The sequence below is a fragment of the Kineococcus auxinigenes genome (assembly GCF_050871525.1).
Lineage (GTDB): Bacteria > Actinomycetota > Actinomycetes > Actinomycetales > Kineococcaceae > Kineococcus.
The window spans coordinates 78,409-97,535 of record NZ_JBKBCT010000004.1 but is presented as its reverse complement, the minus strand read 5'-3'; the positions used below and the strand labels follow the sequence as shown (position 1 = coordinate 97,535).

Here is a 19,127-nt window from a genome sequence, read left to right as displayed (position 1 = left end):
GCGCGGGAGCGCCAGCGTCAGCCCCCCAGCGCGACGGGGTTCGCCGGCAGCGCGCCCCAGCGCGCCAGCGCCGCACCGGCCACCAGGGCGAGGGCCACCACCACCACGGCGACGTCCGCGACACCCGGCCGCCCCAGCTGCGGGTCGCTCGCGAAACCGCGCAACCGCATCGTCGCCATCAGCAGCGGCCCGCGCCGCACCACGCCGAACAGCAGCGGCAGGGACACCTGCAGCGCGTCGCGCACGAACCGCAGCGGCCGGCGCGCCTGCAGCCGGACCCCGCGCAGGCGCATGTGCTCGGTGAGCTGCACGGCCTCCGTCAGCGTCGTGTACAGCAGCCGGTAGCACAGGCCCACCGCGAACGAGACGACCGCCGGCAGGCCCAGACCGCGCAGGCCCCGGGCGGTGTCGTCGGGGTCGAGCGCGGAGAACACGCTGACGCTGAGCAGGATCGTGCCCGTCCACGCCAGCACCAGCCGCGCCTCCGCACCGGCCGCGGTCACCAGCCCGCCGAGGTCGCCGGCGGTCAGCGAGCCCCACCCGCCGATGACGATGAGGGCGATGAACGTGGGCACGTGGATGCCCCACAGCACCGCCAGCCAGCGCCACGGGGTGCGCGCCAGCACCGCGGTCACCAGCCCGGCGACGACGGGCACCAGCATCCACTGCGTGCTGGGGGCCACGAAGACGAAGACGAACAGCAGCGCCAGCACCAGCAGCTTCACGCGCGGGTCGCGGCGGTTCACGACCGTGTCGCGGCCGGTGTAGAGGACGGGCACGCGAGCGGACATCAGGCCTCCCGGGCGGGTGCGGTCGGAGCCGGCACGGCGGTCGGAGCCGGCACGGCGGGGGCGGACAGGGCCTCGACGAGGTCGGCCACGGTGCAGGCCTGCACCCCGACGGCCTCGCCGAGCACCCCGGCGCGCGGCAGCTCCAGCCGCCGCGCGGTCAGCAGCTCGCGGCGCTCGCCGCGCAGCACCTCGCGCAGCGGCCCCTGCACGACGACGGCGCCGTGGTGCAGCAGCGTCACCGTGTCCACGACCTCGGCGAGCGCCTCCACGTCGTGCTCCGTGATCAGGACGGCCGCGCCGCGCGCGCGCAGCTCGGCGACCGCCGCGCGCACCCGGGCCGCGGTCCCCGGCCCGAGCCCGGTGAAGGGCGCGTCCAGCACCACGACGGACGGTTCGACCACGAGCGCGGCGGCCAGCGCGACCAGCCGCCGGTGCGCCCGCGGCAGCAGGACGGGGTCGGCGTCGAGCACGTCCTCGGGCAGCCCCACGAGCCGGCGGGCGGCCTCCACCCGCTCCCCCACGGCCTCGGTGCGCCCGCGCTCGCGCAGCGAGAACGCGATCTCGTCGCGCACGCGGCGGCGCGACAGGGCCTGGTCGGCGCCCTGCGGCACGGTGGCCACCCGCAGGGCCAGGTCCGCCGGGTGCACGGCCGTGACGTCCTGGTCGTCGACGGCCACCGACCCGGCCACCGGCTCCAGCAGACCGCCGAGGATCCGCACGAGGGTGCTCTTGCCGGCTCCCGTGCGCCCGACCACGGCGTGCACCTCCCCCGGGCGCACCTCCAGGTCGACGCCGCGCAGGGCCGGGGAGCGGTCGAGGTAGGAGAAGTCCAGGCCGCGCACCCGCACCCGGGGGGCGTCGTGCGCCCACGGGGGCTCGCGGTGGCCGTCCGCGTGGCCGTTCCCGTTCCCGTCGCCGGCGCGCGCCGGTCGGTGCCCGCGGACGAGGTCGGCGAAGTCCCGCGTCGTCAGCGGGGACCCCGCCAGGCCCAGCTCGCGCGCGGCCGTCAGCTCCACGGGCGCGGCCAGGTCCGCCAGCTCGCGCACCCGGTCGTCGACGAGCAGCTCGCTCAGCGTGCCGTCGGCGACGACCCGACCGGCCGAGAGCACGACGAGGCGCTGCGCGGCCTCCGCGAGCAGGGCGACGTCCTGCTCGACGAGCACGACGGCGGCGCCGGCGGCCTCCTCGCGCAGCACCCGCATCAGGCGCTCGCGGTGCTCGCCGTCGAGGTGGCCCATCACCGCGTCCAGGACGAGGATCCGCGGGCGGGTGGCGAGGGTCGCGGCCAGGGCCAGCAGCACCTGCTGGCCCTCGGCCAGCTCCCACACCCACCGGCGGGTCAGGTCCTCCGCCCCCAGGCCGACGACCTCCAGCAGGCGGCGGGCCTCGCGCTCGGCCTCCTGCGGGCCGGCGCCGCGGGTGCGCAGCGGCTCGGCGACCTCGGAGAGCGCCCGCAGCTGGGTCAGCTGCCCGCCGGGGTCGTCGAAGACGATGCCCACGCCGCCCTCGGCGTGCACCTCACCGCTGACGCGCCCGCCGGTCACGTCGGGCAGCAGGCCCGCCAGCGCCATCGCCAGCGTCGTCTTGCCGGCTCCGGGCGGGCCCGCCAGGCCGACGACCTCCCCCGGGGCCAGGCGCAGGTCCACCGCGTCGAGGGCGGGCACGTCGCTGGTCGGGTAGTGGAAGGTCAGCCCGGTCGCGGTGACCGCCCACGGCCCGCCCCCCTCCCCGCGGGCGGCACGCGCGCGAGGCCGCGGCGCGCCCCCCTCGACGGTGGGCCGGGTGCGCGGCACCGGCGCGATGCGGTCGCCGTACCGGTCGGCACCGCGGGGCTCGAAACCCAGGTACCGCTCGATGCGCCCGTAGAGCACCGGCACCAGGCCGAGGACGGGCAGCACCCCCAGCAGCAGGCCGTCGCCGATCGTGTTGCCCACCGCGGACCACACCGCGATGCCGATGAGCTCGGAGTCGAACACCAGCAGCGACGCCGCCTCGACGACGGCGTGCACGGCGGCCGCCAGCAGCGTCGCCACGACCAGCCGCACCCTGCTGAGGGGCCGGTCGCCGACGACGTACCCGGCGAGGGTGAACGCCGCCAGGTACCCCACGGCGCCGAGGGCGTCGTCGATCTCGTAGCCCTCGAGCATGTCGCGCATGAACTCCCCGCCCATGGCGCCGACCGCCACCGCGAGCACGGGGCGGCCCAGCGGCACCAGCGCCGCGAGGGCCACGGGGATGAAGAAGGGTTTGGCGTCGATGTCGACCGGGATCTCCGGCACGGCCTCGAGGATCGTCAGGGCCAGGAAGAAGATCGTCGCGCACAGGACCGCCACGATCGTCGTCCTGGCCGAGCTGCTCTCGTTCACGGGCGAACCACCACCGTCGGGCTCTCGGCGCGCGTGACCGCGCACCTCGGGGCTTTCCGGACGCGTTGCACCCCCTCAGTGCCCGCGACGGGTGAACGGCAGCCGCGGCTGCGGTGGCGAACGGGTGGCGCTGCTCGGAAACCGCGGTGAAACCGGCGGGGTCCCGGCCCCCGGCGGGAACCGCGGCCCGGGGTCCCGCGTCCCACCACGAGCGGTGACCGGGAGGCGGTCGCCGGGGCGGGAGGCGACGATGGGCGGCACGGTGCGGCGACGCGCGCGGGGTGCGGTGGCCCTGACCGCCCTGGTGCTCGCGAGCGGCGCGGGGTGCGGTCAGCAGCAGGCGGGAGGACCAGCGGTGAACAGCACGTCCAGCACGTCCAGCGGTGCGGCGGCCCCCGCGCCGACCGGGCCGTCGTCCCTGACGGTGACGGTCGACGACGGCGCGGGGGGCACGAGCACCTGGACCCTGACCTGCTCGTCGGACGGCACCACGGGCGGCACCCACCCGGACCCGGCGGCCGCGTGCGCGGCGCTCGCCGCCGCGGAGGCGCCGTTCGCCCCCGTGCCGCCGGACACCGCCTGCACGCAGGTCTACGGCGGCCCGCAGCGCGCCACGGTGACCGGCACGTGGGACGGCCAGGAGGTCTCCGCGCAGTTCGACCGCACCGACGGCTGCGAGGTCGCGCGCTGGAACGCGCTCGCGTCGCTGCTGAGCCCCGGCGCGCAGCCGGCCGGGCCGACCTCCCTCGACGCGCCGTCCTGACCCGCCGCCCGTCCCGACCCGGCGCTCCGGAAGGGCGCGGGGGTGCGGCGGCGTTCCCCCGGCGTGGTCGTCGAACTGTTCAGCTCCGCGTTCTGCGGTCCCTGCCGCAGCGCACGCGCCGTGCTCACCGAAGCCGTCCGGCTGGTGCCGCGGGCCCGGCTGACGGAAGTCGACGTCGCCGAGGAGCCCGCGCGCGGGCGGGCGGCGGGGATCACCAGCACGCCCACGGTGCTCGTGCGCACGGACGACGGGACCGAGGTGTTCCGCTCCACCGGCACCCCCTCGCTGGCGCAGGCGCTCGCGGCCCTGGCCCGCGCGACCCCGCCGGCCGAGGCCGGAGCCGGGGCCGGGGAGGTGCCGTGGGCTCGCCGCATGACGCCGGCGGCCGTGGTGTTCGACCTGGACGGCACGCTCCTCGACCACCCGGCGGCGACGCTGGCCGGGCTGCGCGGGTGGGTGGGCTCCCTGGGCCTGGAGTGCACCGCCGAGGTGGAGGCGGCGTGGGCGGCGGCCGAGGAGCGGCACTTCCGCGCCTGGCGCGAGGGGGAGATCGGTTTCGCCGAGCAGCGCCGCCGCCGGTTGCGCGACGTGCTGCCGCTGCTGGGCGTGCCCGTCGGCGACGACGCCGCGCTCGACGCGATGTTCACCGGCGGGTTCCTGCGCGCGTACGAGCGCGCCTGGGCCGCCTACGACGACGTCGGCGAGGCGCTGGAGGCGGTGCGGGCGGCCGGGCTGCGCACCGCGGTCCTCACCAACGGCCCGCGCGAGCAGCAGAACGCGAAGATCGAGGCGATCGGCCTGACCGGCCGGCTCGGACCGGTGCTGACCGCGGAGGAGCTGGGGGTGGCGAAGCCCCGCCCGGAAGCGTTCCTCGCGGCGTGCGAGCGCCTGGGCGTCGCGCCGGGGCGGACCCTGCACGTGGGCGACGAGCACGCCGTGGACGTGCTCGGTGCGCGGGCCGCGGGCCTGCGCGCGGTGCACCTGGACCGCTCCGGGACCGGCCCCGCCGGGGAGGGCGCGCGCATCACCACGCTGCTGGAGCTGGCGGCCCACCTCGCGGCGGACCCGGCACCCCCGGCCTGAGCGGGCGGCCGCTCAGGCGGCGCGGTGACTGCGCCGGCGGCGGGCGCGGTGCTCGTCCAGGTGCACGACCTCGGCGTGCGCGGCGCGCTCGGCGCGCTCGGCCTCGACCGCCAGCCGGCTCGCCTCGCCGTACCCGGCGCCGCGCGGGGCGACCAGCAGCCGCCCGTCCCGGCGCCCCTCCTCGGCGGCCCGGCCGGCCAGCGCGGCGGCCACCAGGACCCCGGCCCCCACCAGCGCCCCCAGGACCACCAGCACCCCCGTCAGCACGTCCACGGCGACCCCTCCCCCGGTTCCCCGGTGCGGACCACCCGCCCCGGTTCCTCCAGGGTGCGCCGCGCGGGCGGTGAGGAGCATCGGCCCGGGGTGTGAATCCCCTGCTCATCCCCCGGGTGGACCCCTCCCCTGACCGCTCCACCCCCTCCCGCCGTGATCTTGCACGATTGAACGCTCAACCGTGCAAGATCACGGCGGGGTGATGACGAAGTCGTCAACAGGGATTGACGGGAGGGGAGGCGTCAACACATGATGACGCATGGCCGAACCGGACACCCTCGTCAGCGCGGGGAGCGACCCCGACCCCGCCGTGGGGCTGCGCGCCGTCGCGGCGCTGCGCCGCCTCGTGGAGCAGCTCGAGCACCTGCAGGTCCAGCGGGCCCGGGACCTCGGCTGGTCGTGGGCCGACATCGCCGGCGCGCTGGGCGTGTCCAAGCAGGCCGCGCACCGCAAGCACTCCACCCGCGACTGACACCCCGAGACGTGACACCCGAGACGCGCAGGAGGACCCCGTGTTCGAACGCTTCACCCCCAGAGCCCGCGACGCCGTCGTGGGCGCCCAGCAGGTCGCCCGCGACCTGGGGCACCGCGAGATCGGCGACGACCACCTGCTGCTGGCGCTGCTGGAGGGCGAGGGCGTCGCGGCCCGCGTGCTGCGCGACGCCGGCGCCGACCCCGCCCGGCTGCGCGAGCACGTCGCCCACCACCGCGGGCCGGATGAGGACGCCGCCGCGCTGCGCTCCCTCGGCATCGACCTGGACGCCGTGCGCTCCCGGGCGGAGGAGACCTTCGGACCCGGCGCCCTCGACCGGCCCACCCGCCGGCGCCGCGGCCTGCTGGGCCGGCTGACCGGCAGCGGCCCGTCGAGCGGCCACGTCCCCTTCACCCGGCCGGCGAAGAAGGCCCTGGAGGAGTCCCTGAAGGCCGCGCTGAGCTTGCGGCACAACTACATCGGCACCGAGCACCTGCTGCTCGGACTGCTGCGCCAGGACGGCTCGGCCGCACGCGCCCTGGCCGCCACCGGCGTCGACCTGGACGCCGAGCGCGCCCGGGACGCCGTCGTCGAGGCCTTGCGCCGCTCCGCCTGACCCGTCGCCCCACCTCACCCCACCCCCGCGGTGATCATGCAAGGTTGAGGGTTCAACCGTGCATGATCACCGCGTGGAGGGAAGGTCCGCCGGAGGGTGGGATCAGTGCTGGGTGAGCCAGCCGTAGGGGGCGGCCAGCTCGTCGGCCGCCTCCGGGCCCCACGTGCCCGGCTCGTAGGGGTGCAGCTCCCCGCGCTGCTGCAGCAGCGGCGTCACGACCTTCCACGCGTCGCGCAGGCCCGTGGAGGTGGTGAACAGCGCCCGGTCGCCGATGAGGACGTCGCGCAGCAGCGACGCGTACGGCGGCAGCGGCTCCGCGTCGGGCAGCTCGGCCAGGTCCAGGTGCAGCCGGCCCGGCACGAGGTCGTCGGAGACGCCGGGGCGGCGGGCGGTGACCCCCGCCCACACGGTGCCGTTGCCGCTGAGCGTGAACGTGATCGTCTCCGGCTCGTCCGTGCGCTCCCCCGCGCCGTGCTGCAGGGAGGTCGGCGGGCGCAGCACGAGGGTGACGTGCTGGTGGGACTCGGCCAGCTTCTTGCCGGTGCGCAGCACGAACGGCACCCCGCGCCAGCGCTCGTTGTCCACCCACACCCGCGCCGCCACGAACGTGTCGGTGCCGGACTCGTCGTCGACGTCCTCCAGGTGGCGGTAACCGCTGGACTGCCCCAGGACCACCTCGGCCGGGTCGATCGGCCGGAAGGACCCCAGCACCGCCTCGCGCGCCTCCTGCAGCGCGTCCGGGCCCGGCCCCGACGGCGGCTCGGCGGCCACCTCGGCGGCCACCTGCAGCAGGTGGGTGACGAGCATGTCCAGGGTGGCGCCGGTGGCGTCGTAGAACTGGGCGCGCTCGTCCACCCCCAGGGTCTCGGGCACGTCGATCTGGACCTGCGCGACGTGCTCGGCGCTCCACACCTGCTCGAACAGCCGGTTGGCGAACCGCAGCACGTGCAGCTGCTGGGTCGCCTCCTTGCCGAGGAAGTGGTCGATGCGGAAGACCTGCTCCTCGTCGAAGACCGACTGCACCAGCTCGTCGAGCTGCTCGAACGACTCCGGGGAGGTGCCGTACGGCTTCTCGTAGACCACGCGCGAGCCCTCGGCCAGGCCGTGGGCGGCGATGGCGCGCGTGTAGTCCTCGAACGTCGACGGCGGCAGCGCCAGGTAGTGCACCAGCTGCGCGTCCTCGCCGAGCTCGCCGCGCACCCGCTGCAGCACGTCGAGCAGCTCACCGGGGTCGGACTCGCTGAACCCGCCGCCGGCGAAGCGCAGCCCCGCCGCGACCTGCTCCAGCACGTCGTCGTCGAGGTCCTTGCCGAACTCGCGCAGCCCCTCGACGACGTGGTCGCGGTAGTCCTCGTCGCTGACCGGGCGGCGGCCGCTGCCGATCAGGGCCCACCGCTGCGGCAGCAGGCCGGCCTTCGCCAGTGCCGCGAACCCCGGCATGACCAGGCGCTTGGCCAGGTCGCCGGTGGCGCCGTACAGGACGAAGACCGTCGGGGGGGAGGTCTTCTCGCCGGGCGCGTCGCTCATCGTGTCCTCGTTCTCCGGTGTTCTCCGGTGCGTTCGGCTCGTCGTGGGGGTCAGGCGGGGTGCTCGGCGCCGTCGCCGGCCCACTCCACGTGGAAGGAGCCGGGGCGGTCGGTGCGCTTGTAGGTGTGCGCGCCGAACAGGTCGCGCAGACCCTGCACCAGCGCCGCCGACGAGCGCGGCCGGCGCAGCCCGTCGTAGTAGGCCAGCGCCGAGGAGAACCCGGGCGCGGGGATGCCGTGCGCCACCGAGTGCTGCACGACGCGCCGCCACGCCTCCTGCCCGTTCGCGACGGCCTCGGCGAAGTACGGGTCCAGCAGCAGGGAGGGCAGGTCGGGGCGGGCCTCGTAGGCGTCCTTGATGCGGTCGAGGAACTTGGCGCGGATGATGCAGCCGCCGCGCCAGATCGTCGCCATGGCGCCCGGGTCGATGCCCCAGCCGTACTCCTCGGACCCGGCCCTGATCATGTCGAAGCCCTGCGCGTAGGCGACGACCTTCGACGCGTACAGCGCCGCGCGCACGTCGTCGACGAACGCGTCCGCGTCGCCGGCAGCGACGAAGGGGTCCTGCTCGGCGGGGCCGGGCAGCACGCCCTGCGCGGCCTGGCGCTGCTCGGCGTGCCCGGACAGGGCGCGGGCGAAGACGGCCTCGGCGATGCCGGAGACGGGGGTGCCCAGGTCCAGGGCGGTCTGCACCGTCCAGCGGCCGGTGCCCTTCTGCTCGGCCTCGTCCAGGATCACGTCGACCAGCGCGACGCCGTCCTGCGTGGGGTCGTCCTTGGCGAGCACCTGGGCGGTGATCTCGATGAGGAAGGACTCCAGGTCGCCGGAGTTCCAGGACGTGAAGACCCCGGCGAGCTGGGCGGGGGTGCGGCCCAGGCCGTGGCGCAGCAGGTCGTACGCCTCGGCGATCAGCTGCATGTCGGCGTACTCGATGCCGTTGTGGACCATCTTCACGAAGTGGCCGGCGCCGTCCGGGCCGACGTGGGTGGAGCAGGGGGTGCCGTCCACGGAGACGGCGATGTCGGCGAGGATCGGGCCGAGCTTGGCGTAGGAGTGCTCGGAGCCGCCCGGCATGATCGAGGGGCCCAGCAGCGCGCCCTCCTCACCGCCGGAGACGCCCACGCCGGCGAAGTGGATGCCCTTCTCGCGCAGCGCGGCCTCGCGGCGGCGGGTGTCGGCGAAGTGGGCGTTGCCGGCGTCGACGATGATGTCGCCCTCGCTCAGCAGCGGCGCCAGCTCGTCGATGACGGCGTCGGTGGGACCGCCGGCCTTCACCATGACGATCACGGTGCGGGGGGACTCCAGGGAGTCGACGAACTCCTGCGCCGAGTACCCGGGCACGAACGTGCCCTCGTGCCCGAACTCCTCCACCAGGGCCCTCGTCCTGGCGTCGGTGCGGTTGTGCACCGCGGTCACGTACCCGTGCCGGGCGATGTTGCGGGCGAGGTTGCGCCCCATCGTCGCCAGGCCCGTCACACCGATCTGGGCCTTCACCTGCTCGGCCGCCTGCTGCGTGGTCTCGGTCACCCGCGGGAGTCTTCCACGGCCGGCGCGCGCCCCATCACCCCCGGGCGCCCACCGGCGTGACGGGGGCGAAAACTCTTCCTCACCGCCCCGCGCGGGCCCGGTGAGGACCGCCCGCCGGGCACCCGGCCCGCGGGCGCACCCGCCGCGCACCTGAGAGGCTGGGGGCACGGACGTCGAAGCAGCGGCGCGCACCCGCGCCGACCCCAGGACGAGGAAGCCGTGAGCACCCGCACCACTCCCCCCGGCTCCCCCGGACGGCGCCGCCCGCCGCCGCGGCGGATCGCCCAGTTCCTCACCGGCCTGGCGATGTGCGCGGCCGGCGTGTGGGGCTCGCTGCAGGTGCACCTCGGCGTGGCGTCCTGGGACGTGCTGCACGCCGGCGTCGCCGACCGCACCGGCCTGTCCTACGGCACCGTCGTGGCGGGGGTGGGGGTGCTGGTGGTCCTGGTGTCCCTGCTGCTGGGCGTGCGCCCGCGGCTGGGCACCCTGGTCAACGTGGTGGCGATCGCAGCCACCCTGGACGCCCTGCTGGCCTCGTCGTGGCTGGACGGGCTGGGTTCCGCGCCCACGGCGGTGCGCGTGGCGGTGCTGGTGGCCTCGGTGCTCTGCCTGGGGTTCGGCGGCGCCCTCTACATCGGCGCCGGGCTGGGCAGCGGCCCGCGCGACAGCCTCATGGTGGCGTGCCACCTGCGCGGCTGGCCGGTGGGCCGCTCCCGCGCCCTCATCGAGGTGGGGGTGCTGGTGGTGGGCTGGCTGCTCGGCGGGCCCGTCGGGGTGGGCACCGTGGTGCTGGCGCTGGCCCTGGGGCCGGTCACGCAGTTCGCGTTCCGGGTGCTGCGGCAGTCCCCCGGCGCGGGCACCTGAGCGCGGCAGCAGCGCCCGCGCTCAGGGCTGCCGGCCGGCCTTGACGACGAGGACGGGCACGTCCGAGCCGAGGATGATCCGCTGCGCCGTGCTGCCCAGGAGGAACTTCCCCACGGGCGAGCGCCGCCGGGTCCCGACGACGACGAGCTCGGCCCCGGAGCCCGGCACGGCGTCGAGCAGGGCGTCCACCGGTTCCTGGTGCTCGGGGCGCCGCAGCACCTCGGCCGACGCCGGCGCCGGGTCGAGCCCGGCCACCGCGCGCCGGGCCGCCTCGCCGTGGTCGTCGTGGGCGGTGAGGTCGAGCACCGCCAGCGGCAGGTCGCGCAGCCGCGCTTCGGCGGCACCGCGCTCCAGCGCCGCGGCGCCCTCGACCGTGCCCGACCAGCCCACGAGGACCGTCACCGCCACCACTCCCTCTCCACCACCTGACCCGCGACCGGACCGCTCGGCCTGCACGACGAGCACCGCGGGCGGGCGCCGTGCGGCGCCCCCGCGGGTATCGTGCGCGCTCGGGCGCCCGACGGCTACACGTCGTGACCGCGTCCGCGCCACCACGTCCCGGCGGGGCGTGAGCCGCTCGACGAGGAGGGTCTCGTGCACAAGCGCGTCAAGGGCGTCCTGGGAGTGGCGCTGCTGGTCCCGCTCGTGGGGGCGGCGGCCTGGGACGCCCGCAGCACGGGAACGCTGTCCGGGGCACGCACCGGGCTGACGATCATCGCCCCGGCCTCACCGGGCGGCGGCTGGGACACCCTGGCCCGTCAGCTGCAGGCGGCCATGCGCGAGGCCGACGTCGTCACCAACCCGCAGGTGGTCAACGTCCCCGGCGCCGCGGGCACCATCGGGCTGGCGCAGCTGCAGGAGATGGAGGGCCAGGGCGACGTGCTCATGGTCACCGGCACCGTCATGGTCGGCGGCGTCGAGATCAACGACAGCCCCGTCGGCATCGACGACGTCACGCCGATCGCCCGCACGACCGACGACTACGAGGTGATCGTGGTGCCCGCCGACTCCCCGCTGCGGTCGGTGGACGACCTCGTGGCCGCCTGGCGCCAGGACCCGGGCGCCGTCGCCGTCGGCGGCGGCTCCCTCGGCGGCACCGACCAGCTGCTCGCCGCGCAGCTCGCCCTGGCCGTGGGCGTGCCGGCGACGGAGGTCAACTACATCGCCTACTCCGGTGGCGGTGAGGCGATCCAGGCGCTGCTGTCCGGCGCCAGCGACGTCGGCATCAGCGGCTACAACGAGTTCGCCGACCAGATCGAGGCCGGGGAGCTGCGCGCCCTGGCCGTCTCGGCGCCCGAGCCGCAGCCCGAGCTCGGCGTGCCCACGCTGTACGAGCTCGGCTACGACGTCCACCAGGGCAACTGGCGCGGCCTGCTGGCGCCGCCCGGCCTGACCGACGAGGAGCGCCGGGAGCTGACCGACATCGTCACCGAGACCCTCGCCACCCCGGAGTGGGAGGAGACCCTCGAGCGCAACCGGTGGGTCGACAGCGAGCTCGTCGGCGAGGAGCTGACCACCTTCATCGACGAGGAGGTCGCCCGCATCCAGGCGATCCTCGAGGAGGCCGGCCTGTGAGCCCCTCCCCGCTCGAGGCGCCGGCCGGGGCGTCGGGCTCGCCGGAGGGCGGTTCGACGGCCCTGGCGCCGGCGGCCCCGGAACCCGCGCGCGGGTCGTTCGCGATGGCGGCCGTCGTCACGGGCTTCGCGCTCTACCTGACGCACGGGCTCGTCGTCATGGACGCCAACGAGGGCGGCGACGGCGGTCCCGGCCCGCGGTTCTTCCCCGTGCTCGTGCTGGTGCTCGCCTGGGTGGTCGCGGTCGGGCTCGCCCTCGACGCGGTGCGCGAGCGCCGCCGCGCGCGCACCCGGGACACCGCCCCGGTGGGTGGCGCGGCGGGAGCCGGCGACCGGCCCACCGCCCCCACCGACTGGCGCTCCGTGGCGCTGGTCGCCGGGACCTTCGCCGTCTTCACCGCCGTGCTGGTGCCGCTGGGCTGGTTGATCGCCGGGACCTGGCTGTTCTGGGGCACGGCGCAGGCGCTGGGCAGCCGGCGCCGCCTGTTCGACCTCGGCGTCGCCCTCGCCGTCGCGTCCGTCGTGCAGCTGGCCTTCGGTGCGGGTCTCGGCCTGAACCTGCCCGCCGGTCTGCTGGCCCTCTAGGAAGGACTCCCCCGTGGACGCCCTGGCGGACCTCGCCGGCGGTTTCTCGACCGCCCTTTCCCCGATGAACCTCCTCTGGGTCTTCCTCGGGGCCCTGCTCGGCACCGCCGTCGGCGTCCTGCCGGGCCTCGGCTCCTCGATGGCGGTGGCCCTGCTGCTGCCCGTGACGTTCGCGCTCGACCCGACCGGTGCGCTGATCATGTTCGCCGGCGTCTACTACGGCGGGCTCTTCGGGGACTCGATCACCGGCATCCTGCTCAACACCCCCGGCAACTCCTCGGCGATCGCGGCGACCTTCGAGGGGCACCGGATGGCCCTGGACGGGCGCGCGGCGCAGGCGCTCGCGACGTCGGCGATCGGCGCCTTCACCGGCGGCCTCATCGCGACGACCGTCGTCGCCCTCGGCGCGCCCGTGTTCGCGAGCCTCGCCTCGGCGTTCGGACCGGCCGAGTTCTTCGCCCTCACGGCGTTCGCCTTCGTCGCGACGGCCTTCGTCGTCGCCGACTCCGCCCTGAAGGGCCTGGCGGCGCTCGTCATCGGCTTCACCGTCGGCATCATCGGCATCGACACGCAGACCGGCACCGTCCGGTACACGCTCGGGGTCCCGCAGCTGTTCGACGGCGTCGGCATCGTCGTCATCACGGTCGGGCTCCTGGCCCTCGGCGAGGTGCTGCACGTCGCCTCCCGGTCGCGGTGGCACAGCGGGGACCGGCTGGTCGGCGTGCAGGGACGCCCCTTCCTCTCGCGCGCGGAGTTCCGCGAGGCGCTGCCCGCGTGGCTGCGCGGCACGGCCTTCGGCGTGCCCTTCGGCGTGATCCCCGTCGGCGGCTCCGAGGTGCCGACCTTCCTCGCCTACGGGACGGAGCGGCGCCTCGACGCCCGCCGCCGCGAACCGAAGTTCGGCCGGGGAGCCATCCGCGGCGTCGCCGGCCCGGAAGCCGCCGGCAACGCGACGGCCGGCACCGCCATGGGCGCGCTGCTGGCGCTGGGCCTGCCGACGTCGGCGACCGCGGCGATCCTGCTGGGCGCCTTCCAGCAGTTCGGCATCCAGACCGGGCCGCTGCTGTTCCAGCGCGCCGGCGACCTCGTGTGGGCGCTCATCGCGAGCCTGTTCATCGGGTTGTTCGTGCTGCTGCTGCTGAACCTGCCGTTCGCGCCGCTGTGGGCGCGGCTGCTGCTGATCCCCCGCCAGTACCTCTACGCGGGCATCGCCGTGTTCGCCGGCCTGGGGATCTACGCCTCCGCCGGCTCGGTCGTCGACCTCGTGCTGCTGCTGCTGCTCGGCCTGCTCGGCTTCCTCATGCGGCGCCACGACGTCCCGCTGGCACCCGTGCTGATCGCGGTGATCCTCGGCCCGCTCGCGGAGACCAACCTGCGCAACACCCTGGCCATCAGCCAGGGCGACCCGACGGCGCTGGTCTCCAGCCCCGTGACGGTCGTCATCTACGTGCTGCTCGCGCTGGCCGTGGCGCTGGCCCTGGTGGGCCAGGTGCGGCGGCGGCGCAGCGCCGACGTCTGACGTCCCTGGACCGGGTGGCGCTCGCGCCGTCGGGAGACGCCCGGGCCCGCAGCGGGCGGGGAGCCGTCAGTCCTCGGCGGCGGGTTCCTGCTCCGGACGCGGTGCCCGGCGGGGGACCACGGTGCCGTCCAGCGGCAGGCGGCGGATCGCCACGCCCCTGGCCTTGCGGCGGTTGGCCGCGGCGAGGCGCTCGCTGAGCAGGATCGCCCGGCGCAGGGCCCGGCCGGGAGGGTCGGGCACGGGTTCCGGTCGTCGTGGCACGGCCCGCCTCCCCGTCCTCCCGCGGCGCCGTCCGTGTCGCCGCGTCGTGGCGCCCCCGGGGGGCGCTGGTGGCCCGGGGGAACGTCATGTGTAGCCCACCGGTCTCGGCCGTGCCACCGCGGCGGCGCGCACGGCCGCCGTGCTGCACGCAACGTGCCGGACCCACCACGGTGGGGTGCCGAAACCCCCGGGTCAGCTCCGCGTGAGAGGGGTGGGCGGGTGCGGCGGGATGCGGTTCGGCCCGGCCTCGGCGGGCCTCGGGCGGTCCAGCGGGTGCAGGCGCACCGCGACGAGCGCCACGTCGTCGTCGTGCCCGGCGGGCACCAGCCGGGCCAGCAGCTCGTCGCACAGCGCCTCCAGCTCCAGGTGCGCCAGTTCCGCGACCGCGTCCTGCAGGTGGGTGAGCCCGTCCTCCAGGGAGGTGCCGCGTCGCTCCACGAGCCCGTCGGTGTACAGCAGCAGGGTCGAGCCGCGGTCCACGGCGATCGCCGCGTCGGAGCGCCGGGTGGTGGGGTCCACGCCCAGCAGCAGCTGCGGGGGGTGCGCCGCCAGGGCGCTGACGGTGCCGTCGGGAGCCAGCAGCACCGGCGGCAGGTGCCCGGCGCTGGACCAGCGCAACCGGGTCACGTCCCGCTCGCGCTCGTCGAGGACCTGCTCCAGGCGGGCCACCAGGGCGGTGGCGGTGGTGTCCACGGCCAGGCCCCGCATCGTGGCGTCCAGGCTGGTCAGGACCGTGGCCGGGCCGGTGCCGCTGGAGTACGCGATGCCGCGCAGCATGCTGCGCACCTGGCTCATCGCCGCGGCGGCCTCGATGTCGTGACCCATGACGTCCCCGATGACCAGGACGGTCGCCCCGTCGGGGGTCAGGAACGCGTCGTACCAGTCGCCGCCGACCTGGGCGGCGGCCGCCGCGGGCTGGTACCGCACGGCGATCTGCAGGTGGTCGGGCTCCACCGGCGCCGCCAGCAGGCTGCGCTGCAGGCCCTCGGCCATGCGGTGCTGCTGCGTGTACAGGCGGGCGTTGTCCAGCGCGAGGGCGGCCCGGTCGGCGACCTGGGCGGCGGTCACCAGGTCCTGCGGCGGGATCGGCACGCGCCCGGCCCCGCGGAACGCGCTGACCAGCCCGACGGTGCGACCGCGCGCCCGCAGCGGCAGCATCGCGAACGACTCCGGAGCCAGGCGGCGGATCAGCTCCTGCGCCTCACCGGGCGCCAGCACGCCCAGCAGGACGGCGGTGCCGGAGCGTTCGACCGTGACGGGTCGGCCGGTGCGCAGCGCGCGGTACAGGGGGGCGCCGGAGCTCAGCGCGCGCAGCCGGGCGCGGCGGTACTCCTCGACCACGGGCCGCAGCTCCTCGCGCGCGTGCCAGGACCCGATGTCGCGCAGGGTGCCGTGCTCGTCGACGAGGGTGACCAGGCACCAGTCGGCCAGGGCCGGCACGAGGTGCTGGGCGAGGCGGCCGACGGCCTCCTCGGTGTCCAGGGTGGCGGACAGGTCCTCGCCCACCCGCACGAGCAGGCGCAGGCGGTCGGCGGCCTCCTCGGCGTGCCGGCGCGCCGCCTCGGCCTCCCGGCGCGCCGCCTCCACCTCCTGCTGCGCGCGGCGGCGGGCGGTGATGTCCAGGAAGTACACCGACAGCCCGTCGGGCGAGGGCCAGGCGCGGACCTCGTACCAGGCGTCCAGCGGGGGCGGGTAGTACGCCTCGAACGCCCCCGGCTCACCGGTGGCCGCTGCGCGGCGGTACTCCTCCTCGAACAGGGCGCCGACCGCGTCGGGGAACAGCTCCCACACCACCCCGCCGATCAGCTCCTCGCGGGAGCGCCCCAGCAGCCGCTCGGCCTCGGCGTTGACGTAGCTGAAGCGCCAGTCGGCGTCCAGGGAGAAGAAGGCCGCCGACATGGTCTCCAGCACGCGGGCGGTGCGGGCGCCGGCGTCGTGGGCGTCGGTGGTGTCGTAGGCGGCGCCGAGGATGCGCACCGCACGGCCGGACTCGTCGCTCAGCGCGCGCCCGCGGGCCTGCACCCAGCGCGTGCCGCCGTGGGGGCGCACCACGCGGTACTCCGCCTCGAACTCCCCGCACGTCTCGGCGCACTCCGCGAGCGCCTGGCGCACGCGCGGCAGGTCGTCGGGGTGCAGGCGCTCCTCGAACGCCTCGATGGACCCGCGGAAGGCGGCGCGGTCGTAGCCGAACAGCTCCACGAGGCGGTCGTCCCAGGCCAGGCGCCCGCTGAGGAGGTCCCAGTCGAAGCCGCCGACACCGCCGGCGGAGATCGCCAGCTGCCAGCGCAGCCGCTCGGACTCGTGCTCGACGGTGAGCTGCAGCTCGTCGCCGTCGCCCGGCGGCACAGCGCCCACCACGTCCCCCGCTCGCCCGCCCGGGCGGGTCGGTCCCGGCCGACGTCCAGGGTAGGTGAGCCGTGCGGGCGCGGGGAACGCCCGGGGACCGCGGCTCAGCCGGCCAGGACCTGCCCGCCGAGGCGGACGACGAGGACGGCGACGACGACGAGGAAGACCACGCGCACGAACCGGCTGCCCGCGGCGACGGCGGTGCGGGCCCCCAGGTAGCCGCCCAGGAGGTTGGCGGCGCCCATGAGCAGCCCGAGCCGCCACAGCACGGCGCCGTGGGCGGCGAAGACGACCAGCGCGCCCACGTTGGTGGCGAGGTTGACGATCTTGGCGGTGGCACTGGCCTGCAGGAACGCGTAGCCGAGCAGGCCGACGAGGGCGAAGACGAGGAAGGCGCCGGTGCCGGGGCCGGCGATGCCGTCGTAGAAGCCGATGACGGCGCCGGTGAGGGCGGCCACCACGGTGTGCCGGTGCCCGCTGAAGCGCAGCGCGGTGACGCCGCCCAGGTCGGGCTTGAGCAGCGTGTACACCGCCACCAGGACGAGGGCGACGAGGATGACGGGGGTGAGGACGCCGTCGGGCACGGCCGCCGCGCACAGCGCCCCGCCGGCGGCGCCGAGGGCCGCCACGAGCGCGGTGGGCACCGCGGTGCGCAGCGGCGGGTGCACGCGGCGGTAGTAGGTGGCGGCGCTGGTGCCGGTGCCCATCGCCCCGGCGAGCTTGTTGGTGGCCAGGGCCTGCACGGGGTCCATGCCCGGCACCAGCAGCAGCGCGGGCAGCTGCACCAGGCCGCCGCCGCCGACGACGGCGTCGATCCAGCCGGCGGCGAAGGCGGCCAGGACGAGCAGGGCCAGGGTGGCCGGGCCGAGCGCGGCGAGGGTCTCGGCGCTCACGGGCGGCCGTCCGCGCGCGGGGTGGGGGGTCGCAGCACCGGCACAGCGTGGCAGGGCCGCCGGGTGCGGGCGTTTCGCCGCGCCGAACCCGCGAGCCGGGCGCGCCGGTCCACCGCCGGCCGGTGGGCCGCGGGCCGCACGGGCAGCGCCCCGAAGAACCGGGTGCCCTGATCCGTTGCAGCGCAATGACTCCCCCAGCACCGCGGACACCGGGACGATCACCCGCGGAGGATTTCCCCCGGCCGCGGCGGGTGTGCTGGAATGGTCGCGACGAGGGGGAGTAGCCCGCACGTCACCGGTCGACACGCTGGCCCCCGGGCCCGGCCGGTGGGCCCGCAGCGCGGGTGGGCGAGACCTTCGGCACCGTTCACGCCCACGCACCGCCGGCGCGCGCCGGGGTGCCCGTGGCGCGTGCGTGCCGGGCTCCCGCCGCGGCGCGCGGCGCCGGAGAGGAACCGCCCACCGTGGATGCCGCCGTCGTCCTGGCCAGCTTCCTGCCCGTGCTGTTGCTGGAACTGCCCGACAAGACGTTCGTGGCGACCCTCGTGCTGGCCACCCGCTTCCGCCCGCTGACCGCGTGGGTGGGCGTGGCGCTGGCGTTCGCGGTGCAGACCGGCATCGCCGTGCTCGCGGGCCGGCTGCTGGCGCAGCTGCCGGACCGCCCGGTGGCGGCCGTGGCGGCGCTGCTGTTCGCGGTGGGTGCGGTCACCCTGTTCCGCGGCGCGGCGAAGGCGCGGGCCGCCGAGGAGGAGGCGCTGCACGAGTACGAGCGCAGGGTGCGTGGCGGCGCGCGGGGCCTGCGGGCCGTCCTGACGTGCTTCGGGGTGGTGTTCCTGGCCGAGTGGGGGGACCTGTCGCAGCTGTTCACCGCGGGCCTGGCGGCCCGGTACGAGGACCCGGCCTCGGTGTTCGCGGGGGCGTGGGCGGCGCTGCTGGTGGTCTCCGCCCTGGCCGCGGCGGCCGGTGCGACCCTGATGCGCCGGCTGAGCGTGGCGACGGTGAGCCGGCTGGGCGGCGTGGTCTGCGCGGTGCTGGCCGTCCTGACGGTCCTGGAGGTCGCGGGCGTGGACCTGCCGGTCTGACCCGCCGGTGCGACCCGCTGGTCCGACCCGCCGGTGCGGCTCGACGGGCCGAGGGCCGGGTGCACGGGGACAACCGGCCGATCGGGTGATTGACTGTCAGTCACGCCGCGATGACTGTGCTCACACGTCACGCGCGTGACGGACCACGCGTCGCGGACCCGCCGCGGCGCCCGAGGGCAGCGGGAGGTCGAGGGGCGGTGTTCCTCGTTGTCCTCCCGCCGTCCCCGCGCTCCGTGGGCGTGGCCCGCTGGCTCATCACGGAGTGGTGCGCGCCGTGGGTGAAGGCCTCGGAGGTCACCGAGGACACCGTGGACGCGCTGCTGCTGCTGTCCAGCGAGGTCGTCACCAACGCCGTCGTGCACGGCTCGGGCATGGTGCGCGTGGCGCTGGCCCGCGCCGGCGCCTCGCTGCGCCTGGAGGTCTCCGACGAGGGCGGCGGCATGCCCCTCATCGGCGCCCAGCGCGCCGACGCCGAGAGCGGGCGCGGCATGGCGATGGTGGAGCTGCTCTCCAGCCGCTGGGGCACCGAGCTGGACGAGGGCCCCCTGGGCAAGAAGGTGTGGTTCGAGCTCGCCACCGCGTGAGG

At 76.3% G+C, this 19,127-nt stretch carries 19 protein-coding genes; 10 read left to right on the top strand and 9 right to left on the bottom strand.

Features of this window, described 5'->3' with window-relative positions; genetic code table 11:
* Positions 1 to 17: 17 nt before the first annotated feature.
* Both ACRYR9_RS03250 and ACRYR9_RS03245 read right to left on the bottom strand, forming a co-directional pair.
* Entirely contained in the window at positions 18 to 791 is a 774-nt protein-coding gene (locus tag ACRYR9_RS03250) for an energy-coupling factor transporter transmembrane component T family protein (RefSeq protein ID WP_432492255.1), read from the bottom strand.
* Positions 791 to 3,157 carry an ABC transporter ATP-binding protein gene (locus tag ACRYR9_RS03245; RefSeq protein WP_432492253.1) on the bottom strand — a complete coding sequence of 789 codons (2,367 nt, stop codon included), beginning with the start codon at positions 3,155 to 3,157 and terminating at the stop codon, positions 791 to 793. Before ACRYR9_RS03245 ends, ACRYR9_RS03250 begins: the two co-directional genes overlap by 1 nt.
* Before the next feature lie 355 nt (positions 3,158 to 3,512).
* Here ACRYR9_RS03245 and ACRYR9_RS03240 point away from each other — a divergent pair, with 355 nt between their 5' ends.
* Both ACRYR9_RS03240 and ACRYR9_RS03235 read left to right on the top strand, forming a co-directional pair.
* Positions 3,513 to 3,920 carry an SSI family serine proteinase inhibitor gene (locus tag ACRYR9_RS03240; RefSeq protein WP_432492251.1) on the top strand — a complete coding sequence of 136 codons (408 nt, stop codon included), beginning with the start codon at positions 3,513 to 3,515 and terminating at the stop codon, positions 3,918 to 3,920.
* Between the two features lie 42 nt (positions 3,921 to 3,962).
* Positions 3,963 to 5,003 (top strand): HAD-IA family hydrolase, encoded by a 1,041-nt coding sequence (locus ACRYR9_RS03235; protein ID WP_432492249.1) that lies wholly within the window; start codon positions 3,963 to 3,965, stop codon positions 5,001 to 5,003.
* 12 nt (positions 5,004 to 5,015) lie between these two features.
* Here the strand turns inward: ACRYR9_RS03235 and ACRYR9_RS03230 are convergent, their stop codons facing one another.
* On the bottom strand, positions 5,016 to 5,276 hold the full coding sequence (locus ACRYR9_RS03230; protein WP_432492247.1) for a hypothetical protein: 261 nt from the start codon (positions 5,274 to 5,276) through the stop codon (positions 5,016 to 5,018).
* A gap of 259 nt (positions 5,277 to 5,535) precedes the next feature.
* Here ACRYR9_RS03230 and ACRYR9_RS03225 point away from each other — a divergent pair, with 259 nt between their 5' ends.
* Both ACRYR9_RS03225 and ACRYR9_RS03220 read left to right on the top strand, forming a co-directional pair.
* The gene (locus ACRYR9_RS03225) at positions 5,536 to 5,748 is read left to right on the top strand and encodes a helix-turn-helix domain-containing protein (protein WP_432492245.1); all 213 of its coding nucleotides are present in this window, start codon (positions 5,536 to 5,538) and stop codon (positions 5,746 to 5,748) included.
* Between the two features lie 40 nt (positions 5,749 to 5,788).
* Positions 5,789 to 6,364: a Clp protease N-terminal domain-containing protein gene (locus tag ACRYR9_RS03220; RefSeq protein WP_432492243.1), complete on the top strand. Its 576-nt coding sequence runs from the start codon at positions 5,789 to 5,791 to the stop codon at positions 6,362 to 6,364.
* A 102-nt stretch (positions 6,365 to 6,466) separates the two neighbouring features.
* On the opposite strand, the gene ACRYR9_RS03215 is transcribed toward ACRYR9_RS03220, so the two are convergent.
* Complete coding sequence (locus tag ACRYR9_RS03215; RefSeq protein WP_432492241.1) at positions 6,467 to 7,891, bottom strand: glucose-6-phosphate dehydrogenase; 1,425 nt, start codon at positions 7,889 to 7,891, stop codon at positions 6,467 to 6,469.
* Positions 7,892 to 7,941: 50 nt separating this feature from the next.
* The gene (gene gndA, locus ACRYR9_RS03210) at positions 7,942 to 9,417 is read right to left on the bottom strand and encodes an NADP-dependent phosphogluconate dehydrogenase (RefSeq protein ID WP_432492239.1); all 1,476 of its coding nucleotides are present in this window, start codon (positions 9,415 to 9,417) and stop codon (positions 7,942 to 7,944) included.
* 219 nt (positions 9,418 to 9,636) lie between these two features.
* Between gndA and ACRYR9_RS03205 the strand changes: the two genes are divergently transcribed.
* A complete protein-coding gene (locus tag ACRYR9_RS03205; protein WP_432492237.1) occupies positions 9,637 to 10,281 on the top strand; it encodes a YczE/YyaS/YitT family protein in 645 nt (214 codons plus the stop codon).
* 21 nt (positions 10,282 to 10,302) lie between these two features.
* Here the strand turns inward: ACRYR9_RS03205 and ACRYR9_RS03200 are convergent, their stop codons facing one another.
* Positions 10,303 to 10,683 (bottom strand): universal stress protein, encoded by a 381-nt coding sequence (locus ACRYR9_RS03200; RefSeq protein WP_432529725.1) that lies wholly within the window; start codon positions 10,681 to 10,683, stop codon positions 10,303 to 10,305.
* A 192-nt stretch (positions 10,684 to 10,875) separates the two neighbouring features.
* Between ACRYR9_RS03200 and ACRYR9_RS03195 the strand changes: the two genes are divergently transcribed.
* From ACRYR9_RS03195 to ACRYR9_RS03185, 3 genes are read left to right on the top strand one after another with little or no spacing between them, the layout of a single operon-like run.
* Positions 10,876 to 11,856, top strand: a complete 981-nt coding sequence (locus ACRYR9_RS03195; protein ID WP_432492233.1) for a Bug family tripartite tricarboxylate transporter substrate binding protein — start codon at positions 10,876 to 10,878, stop codon at positions 11,854 to 11,856.
* Entirely contained in the window at positions 11,853 to 12,440 is a 588-nt protein-coding gene (locus ACRYR9_RS03190) for a tripartite tricarboxylate transporter TctB family protein (protein ID WP_432492231.1), read from the top strand. The genes ACRYR9_RS03195 and ACRYR9_RS03190 overlap by 4 nt, the downstream gene beginning before the upstream one ends.
* A 13-nt stretch (positions 12,441 to 12,453) precedes the next feature.
* Positions 12,454 to 13,959, top strand: coding sequence for a tripartite tricarboxylate transporter permease (locus ACRYR9_RS03185; RefSeq protein WP_432492229.1), 1,506 nt, complete (start codon positions 12,454 to 12,456; stop codon positions 13,957 to 13,959).
* Between the two features lie 66 nt (positions 13,960 to 14,025).
* Here the strand turns inward: ACRYR9_RS03185 and ACRYR9_RS03180 are convergent, their stop codons facing one another.
* The 3 genes from ACRYR9_RS03180 to ACRYR9_RS03170 all read right to left on the bottom strand — a co-directional run bounded on the left by ACRYR9_RS03180 (position 14,026) and on the right by ACRYR9_RS03170 (position 17,459).
* The gene (locus ACRYR9_RS03180; RefSeq protein ID WP_432492227.1) at positions 14,026 to 14,199 is read right to left on the bottom strand and encodes a hypothetical protein; all 174 of its coding nucleotides are present in this window, start codon (positions 14,197 to 14,199) and stop codon (positions 14,026 to 14,028) included.
* Positions 14,200 to 14,412: 213 nt separating this feature from the next.
* Positions 14,413 to 16,578 carry a SpoIIE family protein phosphatase gene (locus ACRYR9_RS03175; RefSeq protein ID WP_432492225.1) on the bottom strand — a complete coding sequence of 722 codons (2,166 nt, stop codon included), beginning with the start codon at positions 16,576 to 16,578 and terminating at the stop codon, positions 14,413 to 14,415.
* A gap of 92 nt (positions 16,579 to 16,670) precedes the next feature.
* Positions 16,671 to 17,459 (bottom strand): sulfite exporter TauE/SafE family protein, encoded by a 789-nt coding sequence (locus ACRYR9_RS03170; protein WP_432492223.1) that lies wholly within the window; start codon positions 17,457 to 17,459, stop codon positions 16,671 to 16,673.
* A 464-nt stretch (positions 17,460 to 17,923) separates the two neighbouring features.
* Between ACRYR9_RS03170 and ACRYR9_RS03165 the strand changes: the two genes are divergently transcribed.
* Positions 17,924 to 18,541, top strand: a complete 618-nt coding sequence (locus tag ACRYR9_RS03165) for a TMEM165/GDT1 family protein (RefSeq protein ID WP_432492221.1) — start codon at positions 17,924 to 17,926, stop codon at positions 18,539 to 18,541.
* Between the two features lie 197 nt (positions 18,542 to 18,738).
* A complete protein-coding gene (locus ACRYR9_RS03160) occupies positions 18,739 to 19,125 on the top strand; it encodes an ATP-binding protein (protein ID WP_432492219.1) in 387 nt (128 codons plus the stop codon).
* Positions 19,126 to 19,127: the final 2 nt, after the last annotated feature.

Bases quoted from the DNA above. Each gene is read 5' to 3' on its own strand.
- ACRYR9_RS03250 (WP_432492255.1), bottom strand. From the start codon at position 791: ATGTCCGCTCGCGTGCCCGTCCTCTACACCGGCCGCGACACGGTCGTG.
- ACRYR9_RS03225 (WP_432492245.1), top strand. From the start codon at position 5,536: ATGGCCGAACCGGACACCCTCGTCAGCGCGGGGAGCGACCCCGACCCC.
- ACRYR9_RS03215 (WP_432492241.1), bottom strand. From the start codon at position 7,891: ATGAGCGACGCGCCCGGCGAGAAGACCTCCCCCCCGACGGTCTTCGTC.